General features: G+C 68.6%; 11 protein-coding genes. 10 read left to right on the forward strand and 1 reads right to left on the reverse strand.

Translation table 11 applies throughout. The features are described from left to right. Positions 1-28 precede the first annotated feature (28 nt). From AC5Y5Z_RS10490 to eccA, 5 genes are read left to right on the forward strand one after another with little or no spacing between them, the layout of a single operon-like run. On the forward strand, positions 29-1,042 hold the full coding sequence (locus tag AC5Y5Z_RS10490; protein WP_499925027.1) for a MinD/ParA family ATP-binding protein: 1,014 nt from the start codon (positions 29-31) through the stop codon (positions 1,040-1,042). After that, on the forward strand, positions 1,042-2,544 hold the full coding sequence (gene eccD / locus AC5Y5Z_RS10495; RefSeq protein WP_499925029.1) for a type VII secretion integral membrane protein EccD: 1,503 nt from the start codon (positions 1,042-1,044) through the stop codon (positions 2,542-2,544). Before AC5Y5Z_RS10490 ends, eccD begins: the two co-directional genes overlap by 1 nt. Beyond that, on the forward strand, positions 2,541-4,181 hold the full coding sequence (gene mycP / locus AC5Y5Z_RS10500; protein WP_499925031.1) for a type VII secretion-associated serine protease mycosin: 1,641 nt from the start codon (positions 2,541-2,543) through the stop codon (positions 4,179-4,181). The genes eccD and mycP (AC5Y5Z_RS10500) overlap by 4 nt, the downstream gene beginning before the upstream one ends. Then, a complete protein-coding gene (gene eccE / locus AC5Y5Z_RS10505) occupies positions 4,178-5,716 on the forward strand; it encodes a type VII secretion protein EccE (RefSeq protein ID WP_499925032.1) in 1,539 nt (512 codons plus the stop codon). The genes mycP (AC5Y5Z_RS10500) and eccE (AC5Y5Z_RS10505) overlap by 4 nt, the downstream gene beginning before the upstream one ends. Beyond that, positions 5,713-7,554: a type VII secretion AAA-ATPase EccA gene (eccA, locus tag AC5Y5Z_RS10510; RefSeq protein WP_499925034.1), complete on the forward strand. Its 1,842-nt coding sequence runs from the start codon at positions 5,713-5,715 to the stop codon at positions 7,552-7,554. Before eccE (AC5Y5Z_RS10505) ends, eccA begins: the two co-directional genes overlap by 4 nt. Before the next feature lie 35 nt (positions 7,555-7,589). Here the strand turns inward: eccA and AC5Y5Z_RS10515 are convergent, their stop codons facing one another. Next, the gene (locus AC5Y5Z_RS10515) at positions 7,590-8,765 is read right to left on the reverse strand and encodes a thiolase family protein (RefSeq protein ID WP_473138680.1); all 1,176 of its coding nucleotides are present in this window, start codon (positions 8,763-8,765) and stop codon (positions 7,590-7,592) included. A gap of 309 nt (positions 8,766-9,074) precedes the next feature. Here AC5Y5Z_RS10515 and mycP (AC5Y5Z_RS10520) point away from each other — a divergent pair, with 309 nt between their 5' ends. From mycP (AC5Y5Z_RS10520) to AC5Y5Z_RS10540, 5 genes are all read left to right on the forward strand, one after another. Next, complete coding sequence (gene mycP / locus AC5Y5Z_RS10520; protein WP_463826251.1) at positions 9,075-10,427, forward strand: type VII secretion-associated serine protease mycosin; 1,353 nt, start codon at positions 9,075-9,077, stop codon at positions 10,425-10,427. Further along, positions 10,424-11,812, forward strand: coding sequence for a type VII secretion protein EccE (gene eccE / locus AC5Y5Z_RS10525; RefSeq protein WP_499925035.1), 1,389 nt, complete (start codon positions 10,424-10,426; stop codon positions 11,810-11,812). The genes mycP (AC5Y5Z_RS10520) and eccE (AC5Y5Z_RS10525) overlap by 4 nt, the downstream gene beginning before the upstream one ends. Before the next feature lie 79 nt (positions 11,813-11,891). Continuing rightward, complete coding sequence (espB, locus tag AC5Y5Z_RS10530; protein WP_499925037.1) at positions 11,892-13,292, forward strand: EspB family ESX-1 secretion system-associated protein; 1,401 nt, start codon at positions 11,892-11,894, stop codon at positions 13,290-13,292. Between the two features lie 5 nt (positions 13,293-13,297). Further along, complete coding sequence (locus AC5Y5Z_RS10535; protein ID WP_463826428.1) at positions 13,298-13,630, forward strand: YbaB/EbfC family nucleoid-associated protein; 333 nt, start codon at positions 13,298-13,300, stop codon at positions 13,628-13,630. Positions 13,631-13,929: 299 nt separating this feature from the next. Continuing rightward, positions 13,930-16,221: an EspK C-terminal domain-containing protein gene (locus AC5Y5Z_RS10540; protein ID WP_499925039.1), complete on the forward strand. Its 2,292-nt coding sequence runs from the start codon at positions 13,930-13,932 to the stop codon at positions 16,219-16,221. Positions 16,222-16,281 lie beyond the last annotated feature (60 nt).

The raw sequence follows: 16,281 nt of genomic DNA on the forward strand, positions 1-16,281 counted from the left end.
TATAGGTCGAGTGTTTAGCGATGGCGTCGTGACGAATTCGTGGAATGCAGCCGCGAACACCGCGGAACCAGTCGGTGCGTCCGCCGGGCGTTACCAACACCAGGAGTCCGTGTCGGGGACGTTGCGGATCTCCGACATGGTGGCGCCCCGCAAAATTCCGCCCGGCTCGGGTTGGCGGAAGTTCCTCTACCACGCGACTTTCAAGGCCCTCAACCTTGGCGAGTCACCGGCCGAACGGCACTACCGGGAACTGCAGGAGCGGATCCGCCGGCACATCCGTAAGCAGTACGTGATCGGAGTGGTCTCGGGCAAGGGAGGTGTCGGCAAGACCACCATGACAGCGTGCATCGGCGGTGTCTTCCGGGAGTGCCGGCCCGACAACGTCGTCGCGATCGACGCGGCGCCCGGATTCGGAACCCTGGCCGGCCGCATCGACGAATCACCGCCGGGCGACTATTCGGCAGTGCTCAACGACACCGACGTGCAGGGCTACGCCGACATCCGAGAACACTTGGGGCAGAACAGCATCGGTCTGGACGTATTGGCCGGCAACCGGGCCTCCGACCAACCGCGGCCCCTGGTCCCGTCGATGTTCACCGGCGTGCTGTCACGGCTGCGCCGCACCCACACCGTCATCGTGGTGGACACCTCCGACGACCTCGAACACCCCGTGATGAAGGCCGTGCTCGAGTCCTGCGACGCGCTGGTCTTCGTCTCCGGTCTGACCGCCGACACCTCGCTGCCGGTGACCCGCGCCATCGACCTGCTGAGGTCGATGGGCTACCACGAACTGGTCTCCCGCAGCACCGTGGTGCTCAACGACAGTCGCAACAATTACGACCCCGATGCGCGTGACTACCTCACCGAACGTTTCCGCCAATCCGGCGCGACCGTCGAATTCATGCCGTACGACCCGTACCTCGCCAAGGGCGGAATCATCGATACCCGCCACGAATTGACCAAGAAGACCCGGCTGCGGCTGTTCGAGATCGCTGCGGCGCTGGCCGACAAATACATTCCGGACGCCGACAGGCCGCGCTAATGGCCGCTCTGGTTGGCAAGGTCTCGTTTCCGGCCCGTTGCGCGGTCGCCGTGGTGTGCGGCGACCACCTGCTCTCACAGGTGTACCCGGCCTCGGTCCCGATCGAGGTCTTCATCGACAACATCGTCGAACTGCTCAACGACGAGCTCAAACGACGGGGCCTGCCCGGACTCGAACCCGGCGTCGGATACGAACTGCACAAGGCCAACGGGGTACGCCTCGACATCACCAAGACCCTCGACGAACTCGGCGTGGAAGACGGCGCCACTCTCATCCTGGTACCCGCTGCCGAAGGCGAGTCCTTCGAGCCGCAGTACGAGTCGCTGTCCACCGGTCTGGCCCGGGTCGGCAAGAAACTCTTCGAACCGGTCACGATGCAGACGGCCGCGCACACCGCCCTGTCGATCGTCGCGATGGTCGTCATTACCGTTCTCGGACTGGCTGTGCGGCACCGTATTTCGAACGATTCGTTGATGTCCAGCTGCGTCGTTGCAGCGCTGGCCCTCTGCTGCGGCGGTGGCGCCCTGGCCGTCTGGCGATGGTGGCCCGACCGCATCGACATGCTCGACGGGCTCGGCTGGCTGGCGGTACCGCTGACCGCGGCGGCACTGGGCGCCGGCGCGCCGGGCAGACCGGGATCCGCGCACCTGTTCATCGCCGCGCTGGCGGCCGGAGTTCTGACCTGCGGAATGGCCACGGCCACCGGGCGCCATGTCAGCGCCGCAGCGGCAGCGGTGACGCTGTGCGCACTTGGCGCCCTCGTAGCGGCCACCCGGATGTGGTGGCCGGTGCCGGCCCAGTGGCTGGGCATGACCACCCTGGTGGCGCTGCTGTTGACCCTGACCCTTGCCCCGACGTTTGCGCTGTGGGTCGCCCGGATCCGGCCGCCGTACTTCGGTTCGATCACCGGACGCGACCTGTTCCGGCGCAGCGACGGGATGCCGGTGGATGCTGTCTCGCCGGTCAGTGACGCGGTCGAGGGTGCTGAGGACGGTGCGAATCCGGACACCACCCCGCGCGGCGCCCAGATCGCGGCCGCGGCCAAACGAGCCAACAGTGTGCTCACCGGAATATGCGTGGGCGCCGGAGCGACGTTGCCGATTGCGGTGTGGGCCACCCTGATGCCGGGCCGGGACCGGGGTACGCCGGCCGCCGTGCTCGCGGCGCTGTTCGTGGTGATCTTCATCAGCCGGGGTCGGGCGTTCGCCGACAAACATCAAGCGATCGCCCTGGTCTGCGGGGCCGCGGCCGCAACATGTGTCGGTGTCGTGAAATACGTGGTGCGCGAACCGGCGTCGTCGGGACATGCGCTGGTGCCCGGGTCGGTGGTGTTGGCCATTTTCGCCGGGGCGGGACTGCTGGCGGCGCTGCTGGTGCCGGTCACCAGGTTCACGCCGCTGGTGCGAATGGCCGCCGAATGGCTGGAGATCGTGGCGATCATCGCGGCGCTGCCGCTGGCCGCCTGGATCGGTGGGCTGTTCACCTGGGTGCGCATGCGATGAGACGGCTCGCGGCCCGACTCAGCGGCGTGGTCCTGACCGGGGCAGTGCTCGCGGTTTCAGCGAACCCTGTTGCAGCACATGCAATTCCACCGCCGGTCATCGATCCCGCCCGGGTGCCGGCGGATGGCAAACCCGGTCCCGATCAGCCGATGCGGCAGAGCAACATGTGCGCCCGAACCATCACCGTGGCGGACCCCAACGTGTCGGTCACCGCACCGGGTTTCACCATGCTCAACATCAGCAAAGCGTGGCAGTACTCCACCGGCAACGGGGTTCCGGTGGCGATCATCGACACCGGTATCAATCCCAGTCCCCGGCTGCGGGTGGTCGCCGGCGGGGACTACATCATGAGCGGTGACGGCCTGATGGACTGCGATTCGCACGGGACCATCGTGGCCTCGGTCATCGGGGCTGCGCCGCAGGGCAGCCCGATGCCCGCTCCCATGCCCAGCACCCCCGCGTTCGCACCGCCGGCCGGGGCGCCGGCTGGCGACGCCGCGCCACCGCCCCCCGGGGGACCGCCGCCACCGCCGGCCGCGCCGCCGCCGCCCGCGCCGGTGACGGTGACCGAGACCAAGCCGGCACCGCCGCCGCCTCCGCCGCCGTCCGACGAACCGTCCAACGCCCCAGGGGATCCCGGCACCGGAACCACCGATGTCCCAGAGGTGCCGGGCCCCGCGCCCGGCGCCCCCGACGGGGTGGTCGGCGTCGCGCCGCACGCTGTCATCATTTCCATCCGGCAGTCATCACGCGCCTATGAACCGGTGAACCCGGGACCCGGCGACTCGGAAGTGCGCAAGAAGGCGGGTTCGATCGCGACCCTGGCCAGCGCGATAGTGCACGCCGCCAACATGGGTGCCAAGGTCATCAATATCAGTGTGACGTCCTGTGTTTCGGCCGCTGATCCGCTTGATCAGGCCGCCATCGGCGCGGCAGTCTGGTATGCGGCCACCGTCAAGGACGCGCTGATCGTGGCTGCGGCCGGCAACGACAGCGAGGACGGCTGTGCGCAGAATCCCAGCTTCGATCCGCTGATCACATCCGACCCGCGCGACTGGCACCAGGTCAAGACCGTCTCCTCGCCGTCGTGGTTCTCCGACTACGTGTTATCGGTTGGGGCCGTGGACAATACCGGCGCACCGATCAGCAAGAGCCTGGCCGGTCCCTGGGTGGCCGCCGCGGCGCCTGGGGTAGGCATCATGGGGCTGTCGCCGCAGACCGGAGGGCCTGTCAACGCCTATCCGCCGATCCATCCGGGCGAGAAGAACATGCCCATCTGGGGTACCAGTTTCTCGGCAGCCTATGTCAGCGGCGTCGCGGCGCTGGTGCGGGCGAAGTACCCGGCGTTGTCCGCACACCAGATCATCAACCGCATCGTGCAGACGGCCCACAACCCGCCCCGGGGCGTGGACAACCAAGTCGGCTACGGCGTGGTCGATCCGGTAGCCGCGCTGACATTCGATGTGCCTGCGGGAGAACGACTACCACCATCCGCGCACAGCCGCATCATCACCCCTGCCGCTCCGCCGCCTGCGCCGGACCACCGTGCCCGCAATGTCGCTCTGGTATTCGCCGGGCTGGTGGTGGCCGCAGTCGGGGCGGTGGCGCTGATCGCCCGGGCACGGCGGCGACGATGACGGCAGCAAGCAGGCTCGCCGTCATCGCGGTCGTGTTCAGCGCAGCTGTCCTCGGCTTGGCGCTGGGCGGGTACTGGGGTGCCGCAACAGGTTTGGCGTGCTCGGTGCTGGCAACCTCTGTCCCGTGGCGCGGTCATACCGCGTGGTCGTGGCTGCTGTTGTGGCACCGGCGGAATCGGCCGATTCCGTGGACCGCGCCGCGCACCGTCGCCAATGACCGGGCCGGGGGCGGTGTCCGATTCCAGGATGGTGTAGCGGTCGCGGCGGTGCAACTGCTGGGCAAGGCGCACGCACCGACACTGTTCACCGGCTCGACCTCCGCCCGCACCGAAAACGCTGTCGACATCGCTGATTTGCAGCCGCTGATGCAGCAGAGTCTCGGTCTCTCCATCGACTCGCTCAGCGTGGTGAGCAGTGGAGCCCGGCGGCGGGCCACCGGTGACTACCCGCGGGTGTACGACACGCTGATCGGCACCCCGCCGTATGCCGGGCAGCGTGAGACCTGGGTGGTCGTGCGCGTCAGCGCGCTCGCCAATGCCGAAGCGCTGCAATGCCGTTCCTCGATCGGCACCGCGACGCTGGCCGCCGCGCAGCGGGTCAGTGCGGCCATGCGCCAACAAGGGATCCGCGCGAAAGTCGCGACCGCCACCGACATCGTCGAATTGGAGCGTCGGCTCGGCAAATCGGCGCTGGCGGTTCCGAACCGTCGCTGGCGATCGGTCCGCGGCGACGGTGGCTGGCTAAGCACCTACTGGTATCCCCCCACCGCCATCACCGAAGAGGCGCTGGCGCAGGCGTGGTCGATGCGTGCCGACGGAATCACCCAGAACGTCACACTTTTCGGGGACGGAAGCGTTACCGCCACCTTGACGGTACGCAGCGCCCACCCGCTGACCGTACCGCCGAGCACGGTGCTGCGGACGTTGCCTGGTGAGCAGGCGTGCGCCGTCGCCGCCAACTTGTGTGGCCCGATGCCGGCGCTACGCGGCGTCCGGCGCGGATCGCTGACCGGTCCGCTCGTCATTCCGATCGGTCCGTCCGGGGTGCTGCTCGGCAAAACCGCTGCAGGACAACGGATGATGCTCCCGCTGGATGATCCCGGTGAATTCAGCCGCGTCCACGTCGCCGCCGACGACGCACTGGTCAAGCGGTTGGTGGTGCGGCTGGCCGGCTCCGGTGACCGGGTGACGGTGCACACCCGGGATGCCGAACGCTGGGCCAGCGTCCGGATGCCGGAGGTGGCCGTCACTGACGCGACCAAACCGATCGCAGGAACCACGGTCAGTGTCGTCGACGGCACTGTCACACCCGGTCCCCGCCCGAATACGGTGATCTCCGTGGGGGATCCGGGTGCCCCTTACCGTGGCGCCGCGAGCGTCGTGATCACCCAGCAGGGGCAGGCGACGGTCGAGGTGGCGACCGTCACCGGGGTGCACGCCATGGAGATCGAGCTGTTCCGGGCCGAGAATCGCTACGTCTCTTCTGAACCCACGAACGTGCGCAGCGGCGAGCTTGCGGCAGCGGAATCGCCATGACCAGCAGCACCAGCACGGCCGCCGCCCGCAAGCGGTTCGATCAGGCAATGATGTTGTTGGACCGAGATGTTGACGGTGCCAGGGCCCGGTTCGCGGAAGCCACCGAGATCGATCCCTCGATGGCGGATGCGTGGCTGGGCCGGATCGCCGCGGGCGATGAATCCTTAACGACAGTCCAGCAGCTGTACACGTACGGGTCGCGGTTGCATCGGGAGACCAACCGGCTCGGGGTGCGGTTGTCGGCGCCGATCAAAGCCGGGCCGTACCTGTCCATATCGGTGACCGAGGCCTCGCATGCCGGGCTGGCGCTGGCCAGCGCGCTCGTCGACGACCGTCAGTACGAGAAATCCGAAGCACTGCTGGCGGATTCGGCGCTGCTGGATTCGTGGGAGAACCACCAGTGGCGGCAGCATCTTGAGGCTTACCTGATGTTCGCCACGCAACGCTGGCCGGATGTGATCGCAGTGGCGGCGGCGATCTTGCCGCCGCAGGCGATCATCAGGTCGGTCGTCACGGCGGCCACCTGCGCCCTGGCTGCGCATGCCGCCGCACATCTGGGCCAGGCGCGGGTCGCACTGGAGTGGGCGGACCGGGTCGAGGTGCGAACCGGCCAGGCGATGCCCACCCAAACCAGCCGGCACCTCACTGCCGCCGCGATCGATGCCGCCGATTTCCCGTTGATTGCCGCGGATCTGGCCTACGTCCGGGGGATGGCGCACCGTCAACTCGGCGACGAACACCAGGCGCAGGTGTGGTTGTCCAAGGCGACGATCAACGGTGCGCTGATGGAATCCGCCAAGCACGCGTTGGCCGATTCCGGCCTGCAGCTGGTGATCACCGACGAGGAAACGATCGGCACCCGGACGGACAAGTGGGACGTCAGCACCCAGCGCTCGGCTCAGCAGCGCACCGAGGCCGAACACGAGGAGCGCCGCAACGAACTGCTGACGCAGGGGCGGGCACTGCTGGAAAACCAAGTGGGCCTGGCGGAAGTCAAGCGGGCGGTCGCCGAACTGGAGGACCAGATCGAGGTACGTGCGTTGCGGTTGGCGGCCGGGCTACCGGTCGCCAACCAGACCAATCACATGCTGTTGGTGGGACCGCCCGGAACCGGAAAGACCACGACCGCTGCAGCTTTGGGCAAGATCTATGCCGGACTGGGGATTGTGCGTCACCCGGAGATCGTGGAAGTCAAGCGGGCGGACTTCTGCGGCGAGCACATCGGAGCGTCCGGGCCGAAGACCAACGAGCTGATCAACCGTTCGCTCGGCCGGATCCTGTTCATGGATGAATTCTATTCGTTGGTGGAACGTCACCAAGATGGCCGACCGGACATGATCGGCATGGAGGCGGTCAACCAGCTGCTGGTCGCGTTGGAGGTGCACCGGTTCGACTTCTGCTTCATCGGGGCGGGTTACGAGAAGGAAGTCGACGAATTCCTTACGGTCAACCCGGGTTTGGCGGGCCGCTTCAATCGCAAGTTGCGTTTCGAGTCCTACACTCCGGACGAATTGGTCGAGATCGCGGTGCGCTACGGCAGTCCGCGTGCCACTGTGATCGAGCCGGCGGCGGCCGACGCGCTGAACGCTGCGTGTGCGAAGCTGCGTGCGTATCGCGCGCCCGACGGCACGCACGGTATCGATGCGATGCACAACGGGCGCTTCGCGCGCAACGTCGTCGAACGCGCCGAACGACTGCGGGATTCGCGGGTGGCCGCCCAACACCGCAGCGCGAAAGGGTCGGTCACGATCGACGACCTGCAAACCCTACGCAGCGCCGACGTGATCACCGCGGTACGGGAAGCCTGCGCGGAAAAGCATGTGGGGCTTGATATTTGATGGAGCGACCGCGCCGCAGCGGCAGCGTCTGACGCCTACACCTCGATGACGACGGCGCCGCCCTGCCCGCCGCCGGCACACATGGCCGCGACCCCGATCCCGCCGCCGCGCCGGGCCAGCTCGTAGGTCAGGGTGGTGATCATCCGGGCACCGGACGCCGCGATCGGGTGACCGAGGCTGCAGCCGCTGCCGGAGAAGTTCACCTTCTCCTCGTCGATGCCGTACTCGCGGCACGCGGCGATCGGCACTGAGGCGAACGCCTCGTTGATCTCCCACAACGCCACGTCCTCGACGGACAACCCGGCCCGCTGCAGCACTTTGCCGATCACCTTAACCGCACCGAGCCCGCAGTCGCGCGGCGGCACGCCGGCAGCTGCCCAGGCCCGGACCTTCGCCATCACGTTCAGCCCCTCGGCGGCGGCATAGTCGGCCTCCACCAGCGCGACCGCGGCGGCCGCGTCATTGGTGCCGCTGCTGTTGCCCGCGGTGATCGAGAACCCCTCGATCTCGGGATGCAGCACCTTCAGGCCGGCTAGCTTCTCCACCGTGGTGTCGCGGCGTGGGTGTTCGTCGACGGAGAAGTCGACCACCGACCCGTCGTGCACGGTGATCTTCAACGGCAGGATCTCGTCGGTGAACTTGCCGGCGTCCTGCGCGGCGACCGCGCGCTGGTGCGACCGAGCCGCCCAGGCATCCATCTCCTCCCGGGTGATCCCGACCGACTGCGCGGTGTTCCAGCCAACGGTGATCGACATGTCTTTGGCCGGCGCGTCCGGCGTCTCGACGTGGGTGGGCGGCATCCACCGCTCCTCGAATTTGAGCTCCGGACCGGGGATGCGCCAGTTGGTCAGCGGCGTCATGGACAGCGACTGCACCCCGCCGGCGATCAGCACCCGCTCCATGCCGGAGCCGATCTGCGCGGCAGCGTTGCCGATCGCGGTCAGGCTGCCCGCGCAGTGCCGGTTCACCGACTGTCCGGGCACATGCTCCAAACCGGTGGCGGTGGCCGCGTAGCGCGCCAAATCGCCGCCGCCGTAATGCGATTCGGCGAAGATGATGTCGTCGATGGCCGCCGGGTCCACCCCGGAGCGGCGCACCACCTCAGGCAGCACAGCGGTAATCAGCGTCTCGGGCGGGGTGTTGACGAGCGTGCCCTTGAAGGACCGACCGATCGCAGTCCGAACAGCGCCGACGATGACGGGTGTGGCCATGACAAACCTCGAGCTTTCTGTGGGGAGTCCGGCCCAATCGTAGCAAGTACCGTATTTACAATAGTAGTGAGCTATGTAACGCTCGCGTTGTCGAGCCCGCAGTCGTGCGAGGGCGGATGCCGGGGTGCCCCCTCCGAATGGCGGCGGTAGGCCCGGACTGTCCACACCATGCCTCCGACGAGCAGCACGGGACCCGGGCACACGTCCGCCCAACCCCGTCCGAATAGCGCCGTTTACGCAACCGCTACGTCTAAACTGCTCCCAGGATTTGCCACGCCGAACGAACTGAATGAACGGAGTGATTCGGGGGTGCACCGGATCTTGCTGATGGCGGTGGCGCTGGCCGTAATGACGGCGCCGTTGCTCGCGCCGCCCGCATCGGCAATCACTCCGCCCGCTATCGACCCGGGAGCGCTGCCGCCGGACGTGACGGGCCCCGACCAGCCGACCGAGCAACGCGTCCAGTGCTCCGGGCCCACCGTCCTGCCCGAATCCACCTTCCACGACCCGCCGTGGAGCAACTCCTACATCGGGGTGACCGAAGCCCATAAGTTCGCGACCGGGGCAGGGGTGACCGTCGCCGTCATCGACACCGGCGTCAACGCCTCGCCGCGGGTTCCGGCCGAACCCGGCGGCGACTTCGTCGACCAGGCCGGCAACGGGTTGTCGGACTGCGACGCGCACGGAACCCTGACCGCAGCCATCATCGGGGGGCGGCCGGCGCCCACCGACGGGTATGTCGGCGTCGCCCCGGACGCCCGTCTGCTCTCGATCCGGCAGACCTCGGAAGCGTTCGAGCCGGTCGGCTCCCAACCCAACCCGAACGACCCCAACTCGACGCCGGCAGCCGGGTCGATCCGCAGCCTCGCGCGGGCGGTGGTGCACGCCGCCAACCTCGGTGCCGGCGTCATCAACATCAGCGAGGCCGCCTGCTACAAGGTGACCAAACCGATCGACGAGGCCAGCCTGGGCGCTGCCATCGATTACGCGGTCAACGTCAAGAACGTGGTGGTGGTGGTTGCGGCCGGCAACACCGGTGGCGACTGCGCGCAGAATCCGCTGCCGGACGCCGCGAACCCCAAGGACTCGCGCGGTTGGACGAAAGTGCAGACCGTCGTCACGCCCGCGTGGTACGGAGACCTGGTGATCACCGTCGGTGGCATCGGACAGACCGGTGTACCCAGCACGTTTTCCATGCACGGGCCGTGGGTCAACGTGGCCGCCCCGGCTGAGAACATCATCTCCCTGGGCGGTCAGGGCGAGCCGGTGAATGCGCTGCAAGGCAAGGAGGGCCCGGTGCCGATCGCCGGCACCTCGTTCGCCGCGGCCTACGTCTCGGGCCTGGCCGCGCTGATCAGGCAGCGTTTTCCGCAGCTGACGCCCGCGCAGGTGATGAACCGCATCCAGGCCACCGCACGGCACCCTGGCGGCGGCACCGACAACCTGGTCGGCGACGGCGTCGTCAATGCGGTCGCGGCGTTGACCTGGGACATCACGCCCGGGCCGGGGCAGATCCCCTACAGCGTCCGGCGCATGCCGCCGCCGGTGATCACACCGGGTCCCGACCGGCGGCCGATCACCGTGGTGGCGCTGGCCGTCGGGGGCCTGGCGCTGGCCCTGGTCCTCGGGGCACTCGCCGCGCGGGCGTTGAGGCGCCGATGAGAAATCCCATCAGGCTGCGCTTCAGCACCGGGCACACGTTGCTCCTGGCGGTGCTGGCACCGCTGGTCATTCTGTATTTCCTGCAGACGCGGTACTGGTGGGCCGGCATTGTGCTGGTGGCGCTGGGCGCAGTGGTCGCATTCGTCACCTTCTCCGGCCGCCGGGTCACCGGCTGGGTGGCGACGGTGTTCGCGTGGCTGCGCCGGCGCCGCAACCCGCCCGACGTTCCGTCCGAGCCGGTGGTGGGAGCCACGGTCAAGCCGGGCGATCACGTGGCGGTGCGCTGGCGCCGCGACCATCTGATCGCGGTGATCGAACTCAAGCCGCGCCCGTTCACACCGACGGTCATCGTCGACGGCCAGGCCCACACCGACGACGTGCTGGACACCCGCCTGCTCGAAGAACTGCTGTCGGTGCACTGCCCGGATATGGAAGCCGACGTGGTCTCGGCCGGCTTCCGGGTAGGCCGCACCGCCACCCCGGAGGTGGTGAACCTGTACCAGCAGGTGATCGGCGCCGACCCGGCACCGGCCAACCGTCGGACCTGGATCATGCTGCGGGCCGACCCCGAGCAGACCCACCGGTCGGCGCAGCGCCGCGACGAAGGGGTCGCCGGTCTGGCGCGCTACCTGGTGGCCTCGGCGACCCGCATCGCCGACGCCCTGGCCAGCCACGGTGTCGACGCGGTCTGCGGGCGCAGCTTCGACGACTACGACCACGCCATCGACATCGGCTTCGCCCGCGAGAAGTGGTCGATGATCCAGGGACGCGATTCCTACACCGCCGCCTACACCGCGCCGGGCGGCCCGGACCTGTGGTGGTCGGCTCGTGCCGACCACACCATCACCCGGGTCCGGATCGCTCCCGGCGTCGCCCCGCAGGCCACCGTGCTGCTCACCACGGCGGGCAAACCGAAGACGCCGCGGGGTTTCACCCGGCTGTTCGGCGGTCAGCGGCCCGCGCTGACCGGGCAGGATCTGGTCGCCGACCGGCACTGCCAGATCCCGATCGGCTCGGCTGGAATCCTGGTCGGCGAGACGGTGAACCGGTGCCCGGTGTACCTGCCGTTCGACGACGTCGACGTCAGCCTCAACCTCGGTGACGCGCAGACGTTCACCCAGTTCGCGGTGCGTTCGGCGGCCGCGGGCGCGGCGGTGACGGTCGGTGCGCACTTCGAGGAGTTCGCCCGGCTGATCGGTGCGCAGGTGGGACCGGTGACCAAGGTGGTGTGGCCGAACGCGACCACATATCTGGGTCCGCATCCCGGTGTCGACAAGGTGATCCTGCGCCACAACATGGTCGGCACCCCGCGACACCGTGAGCTGCCGATCCGTCGAGTCTCGCCGCCGGAGGAAAGCCGCTTCCAACTGGCCCTGCCGAAGTAGGCCTATTCGCCGAATATTGGTGCAGGCGGGTCTGTCGCCAGCCACGATAATGGTTAGAGCATAAGGAGGACGATCCGATATGACTCAGCCGCAGACCGTGACGGTGGATCAGCAGGAGATTCTGTCGCGGGCAGACGAGGTGGAAGCGCCCATGGCGACGCCACCCAACGATGTTGCCCAGACGCCGTGTGGTCTGACGGCGGCACGGAACGCGGCCGAGCAGCTCACGTTGTCCGCCCAGAACATGCGGGACTTCCTGACCGCCGGGGCCCGGGAACGCACCCGGCTGGCGACCTCGCTGCGCAATGCCGCTAAGGCCTACGGCGAGGTCGACGAGGAGGGTGCGGAGGCGCTGAACAGCGACGGTGGCGAGGTGGCCGGTGAATCGGCCGGCGGCGTCGGCGGCGACAGCTCCGCCGGGTTGCACGACACCGAACAGGTGGCGGCCGCAGGTGACGACGGCTTCACCGATCTGAAAGCCGCGGCAACCAAACTCGAATCGGGCGACCAGGGCGCGTCGCTGGCCGGGTTCGCCGACGGCTGGAATCAACTCAGCTTCGCACTGCAGGGTGACGTCAAGCGGTTCCGCATTTTCGAGAACTGGACTGGTGACGCGGCCACCGCGTGTGAGGCGTCGCTGGATCAGCAGCGGGAGTGGATCACCCACATGGCCAAGCTGGCCCTCTCGCTGGCCAAGCAGGCCCAGTACATCGCGCAGCTGCAGGTGTGGGCCCGGCGCTCCCACCCGACGCTGGCCGACATCACCAAACTCGAAGAACTGTCCAAAGATCCCGCCTACAAGGACCAGGCCATCAAGCTCTACGCGGAGTACCAGTCCAAGTCCGAGCAGGTGCTCAACGAGTACAACTCCAAGGCTCAGCTGGAGCCGGTCAACCCACCGAAGCCGCCGGCGGCCATCAAGATCGACCCGCCACCCCCGGCGCAGACCCCCGGTTTGATCCCGAACCAGGTGATGCAGGTGGCGAGCATGGCGGGCGGGGGCTCAGGATCCCCCGGGATGCAGCCCCCGATGATGCCGCCCACCGGCGCAGGCGCGGGTGGCGGCGGGATGCCGTCCGGAGTGGGCGCAGAGCTGGGCGCGGCGGGTCGTGACGCGGCGGCGAGCCTGTCCAAAGACCCTGGCGTCAAGCCGATGTCGCTGGGCGGCGGCGGTGGCGGCGGTATGCCGTCGATGCCGCTGGCGCCCTCGACCGGCGCCGGCACCGGCATTCCTGGCGAATCCATGCGGCCCGCCGGGGCCGGTGACTTCGGCGGCATCGGTCAGGCCGGTGCGGGCCGCGGCGGCGGCATGGGCGGTGGCGGCATGGGCATGCCGATGGGCGGTCACGGCCAAGGCGGGGGTGGATCGAAATCCAAGGGCGCACAACAGGATGACGAAGCGCTCTACACCGAGGACAGGGAGTGGACCGAGGCCGTCATCGGCCAACGCCGCCGGCAAGACATGAAGGAGTCGAAGTGACCGACATGGAGATGGAACCGCACGTCGCGGCGGCGTTGGCCTTGGCGGCGCGGTTTCAGCAGGCCCTCGAGGGCACGCTGAACCAGATGAACCGCGGAGCGTTCCGCGGCACCGACGAAGCCGAGAGCGTCGAGGTGACCATCAACGGACACCAGTGGCTCACCGGGGTGCGCATCAACGACGGATTGATCAAGGAACTGGGTGCCGAGGCCGTCGGCGCCAGGGTGAACGAAGCGCTGCAGAACGCGCAAGCCGCGGCGAGCAAATACAACGACGCCGCCGGGGAGCAACTCACCGCCGCACTGGCAGCGATGGGGAAAGCAGCAGGTGCCGGCTAAGCCCGGCGCGGCTTCTCGTAAATGGCTCTGAGTCGTTATTTTTTGCGTCGACTCGTCGTTTCTTTTTGCAGTGTGAATTTCGCTGCAGCGGGGCGTTCCGGCACCGTCCCGATCATCAAATTGCTGCATGTGGCAGGCATTCACCTCGGTTAGGCTTGGTAACCATGACATCCGGTAGCAGTGAGCGGTTCACCTGGCCTGCGGGCTGCCGCGGCTGCCTGCCGGTCCGGCGATGCGGCGCCACGATCCGGGCCCGCCGTCCTGCTGCAACCCGGCAGTTGCGGGGAGGAGAGTAGGCGATGGGCATTCCGCGGCCGACCGGCGAATACACCGGTCAGATGCTGGAGCCGGGCGGCTGGCCCGAGTCCGACGAGGACACGTTCTACGAGCGCGCCCAGCAGTACAACAGCGTCCTGCGCAACGTCACCGATGTGATCGACGCCACCCGGCAGCAGCGGCTCGAGGTGTTCGACGGCGGCGTCTGGTCGGGCGGTGCGGCCAACGCCGCCAATGGCGCGCTCGGTGCGAATATCGACGAAATGGGCACGCTGCAGGACTATCTCGTCACGGTCATTACCTGGCACCGTCATATCGCCAATCTGATCGAGCAAACCAAGTCAGAAATCGGCAACAATGTGGACAGCGCTCAGCGTGAAATCATTGTGCTGGAAAATGACACCGAGTTGGAACCCGAGCAGCGGCAGAACGCGATCAATGCGCTGGTTCGGGCAACTCACCAGGCCAACACCAGCCTGGTCGCCGAGACCGCCGAACAGGTGCTGGCGTCGAGGAACTGGAAGCCGCCGCACAACGCGCTGGAAGAACTGCTGCACCAGGTGACGCCCCCCGCCCCGGAGGTGCCGACGCTGGTCGCGCCGACGCCAGACGTGCCCGTACCGGTGGGGCCGGCCCCGACGCCGTTCGAGCCGACGCCGGCTAACCCCTATGAGCCCATCGGCCCCGGTGTCCCGGTCACCCCGATCACGCCGACGCCGTTCGAGCCGACCCCGGCCAACCCGTATGACCCGGTCGGGCCGGGTGTTCCGGTGACTCCGGTGACCCCCGCCGACCCGGTCACGCCGGTGACTCCGGTGCCGCCGGTGATCCCGGTCAATCCGAACCAGCCGGTCACCCCGGTCACGCCGGTCAAGCCGCATCCGGAGCAGCCGGTCACCCCGGTGACGCCGGTGGCACCCGCCAAACCGGTCCACCCGACTCCGGCGCCCAGCCCGGCGCCGACCCCGGTCAACCCGACCCCGGTCCACCCCGCGCCGAGCCCGTCGCCGACCCCGGTCGGCCCCACGCCGAACCAGCCGTCGCTGCCGGTCGACCCGAGCACGCCTGCCACGCCGAGCACGCCCAGCACCGAACCGGCGCACGTGAAGCCCGCCGCCGCGACCGACGTGTCACCCGGACACACCGGCCAGCAGGCCGGACCGTCGCACCGCGGTGATGACGCGTCGCCGGCGATGACTCCCGCCGCGGCCGGCGGCATTCCGGCAGCCACGCGCGGCTCCGCAGCAGCAGCCGGTTCGTCGTCGTCCGCAGGCGCGGGCCAAACCGCCGGTGCGCCAGCCGCATCCGGTGCCGGATCGCGTGCCGCGGGCGGCCGCGCCCCGCTGGGCGGGGCGGGCAAGGCACCGGCCGGTGCGACCACCCGCGCTGCCGCCGCGCGACACGCAGCACCCACACGTCCGGCACCACCGGACCGCAAGGACGACGAGAAGGACCGCAAGGAACCGGCGGTTGACGTGACGGCACTGCCGTCGGTTCCGGTCTCGGCCGCGCGGGCCGCGCGCGACGCGATGGCCGCAGCATCCGGCGCGGGGGGTGCCAAGAAGGATCCGCTGCGACTGGCCCGGCGGGTCGCGGCGGCGCTCAACGCGCGGGACAGCGGCGGCGATGACGACTACGGCTTCTTCTGGGTCACCGCCGTCACCACCGACGGCGAGATCGTGGTGGCCAACAGCTACGGGCTGGCCTACCTCCCCGACGGCGTCCAGCTGCCCGCCAAGGTGCACATGGCCAGCGCCGACCGTAACGTTCCGATCGACGAAAAGGCCCGCACCGCAACGTATCCGGTGCTCGCGGTACAGGGTTGGGCGGCCTACCACGACCTGCAGCTGCGGGCGGTGATCGGAACCGCCGAACAGCTGGCCAACTCGGATGCGGGTGTCGCCAAGATCATCCTGGAGGACGACGACATTCCGGACAGCGGGAAGATGGTCGGCCGGCCCCGCCTCGAGGTGGTCGACCCGGCAGCGGCCGCTCAACTGCAGGAGACCGACGACCTGCACCTACTGGACCTGCTGCCGCCCCCGCCGGCCGACGCGAACGCGCCCGACGACGAGCGGCACATGCTGTGGTTCGACCTGATGAAGCCGATGACCAGCACGGCGATCGGCCGCGAGGTCGCGCACCTGCGCCGGTTCCACACCTACGCAGCGCACTGTCAGGACATCGCGCTGCACGCCGCCTACCACGCAGCCGACCCGGAAACGCAACGCCCGGCCGTCGTCGACTTCCTGTACTGGCGGTATGTCAGCGGTCTGCTCGACAGCGCGCTGGCGCACGCCCAGGGCGGGCGCTAGTCCGATCCGCCGGCCCGCCGATGCCGGGACGGTCGGGAATTGCTGCAGAGAGGGCCCGGT

This window comes from Mycobacterium sp. NGS29, from assembly GCF_059812965.1.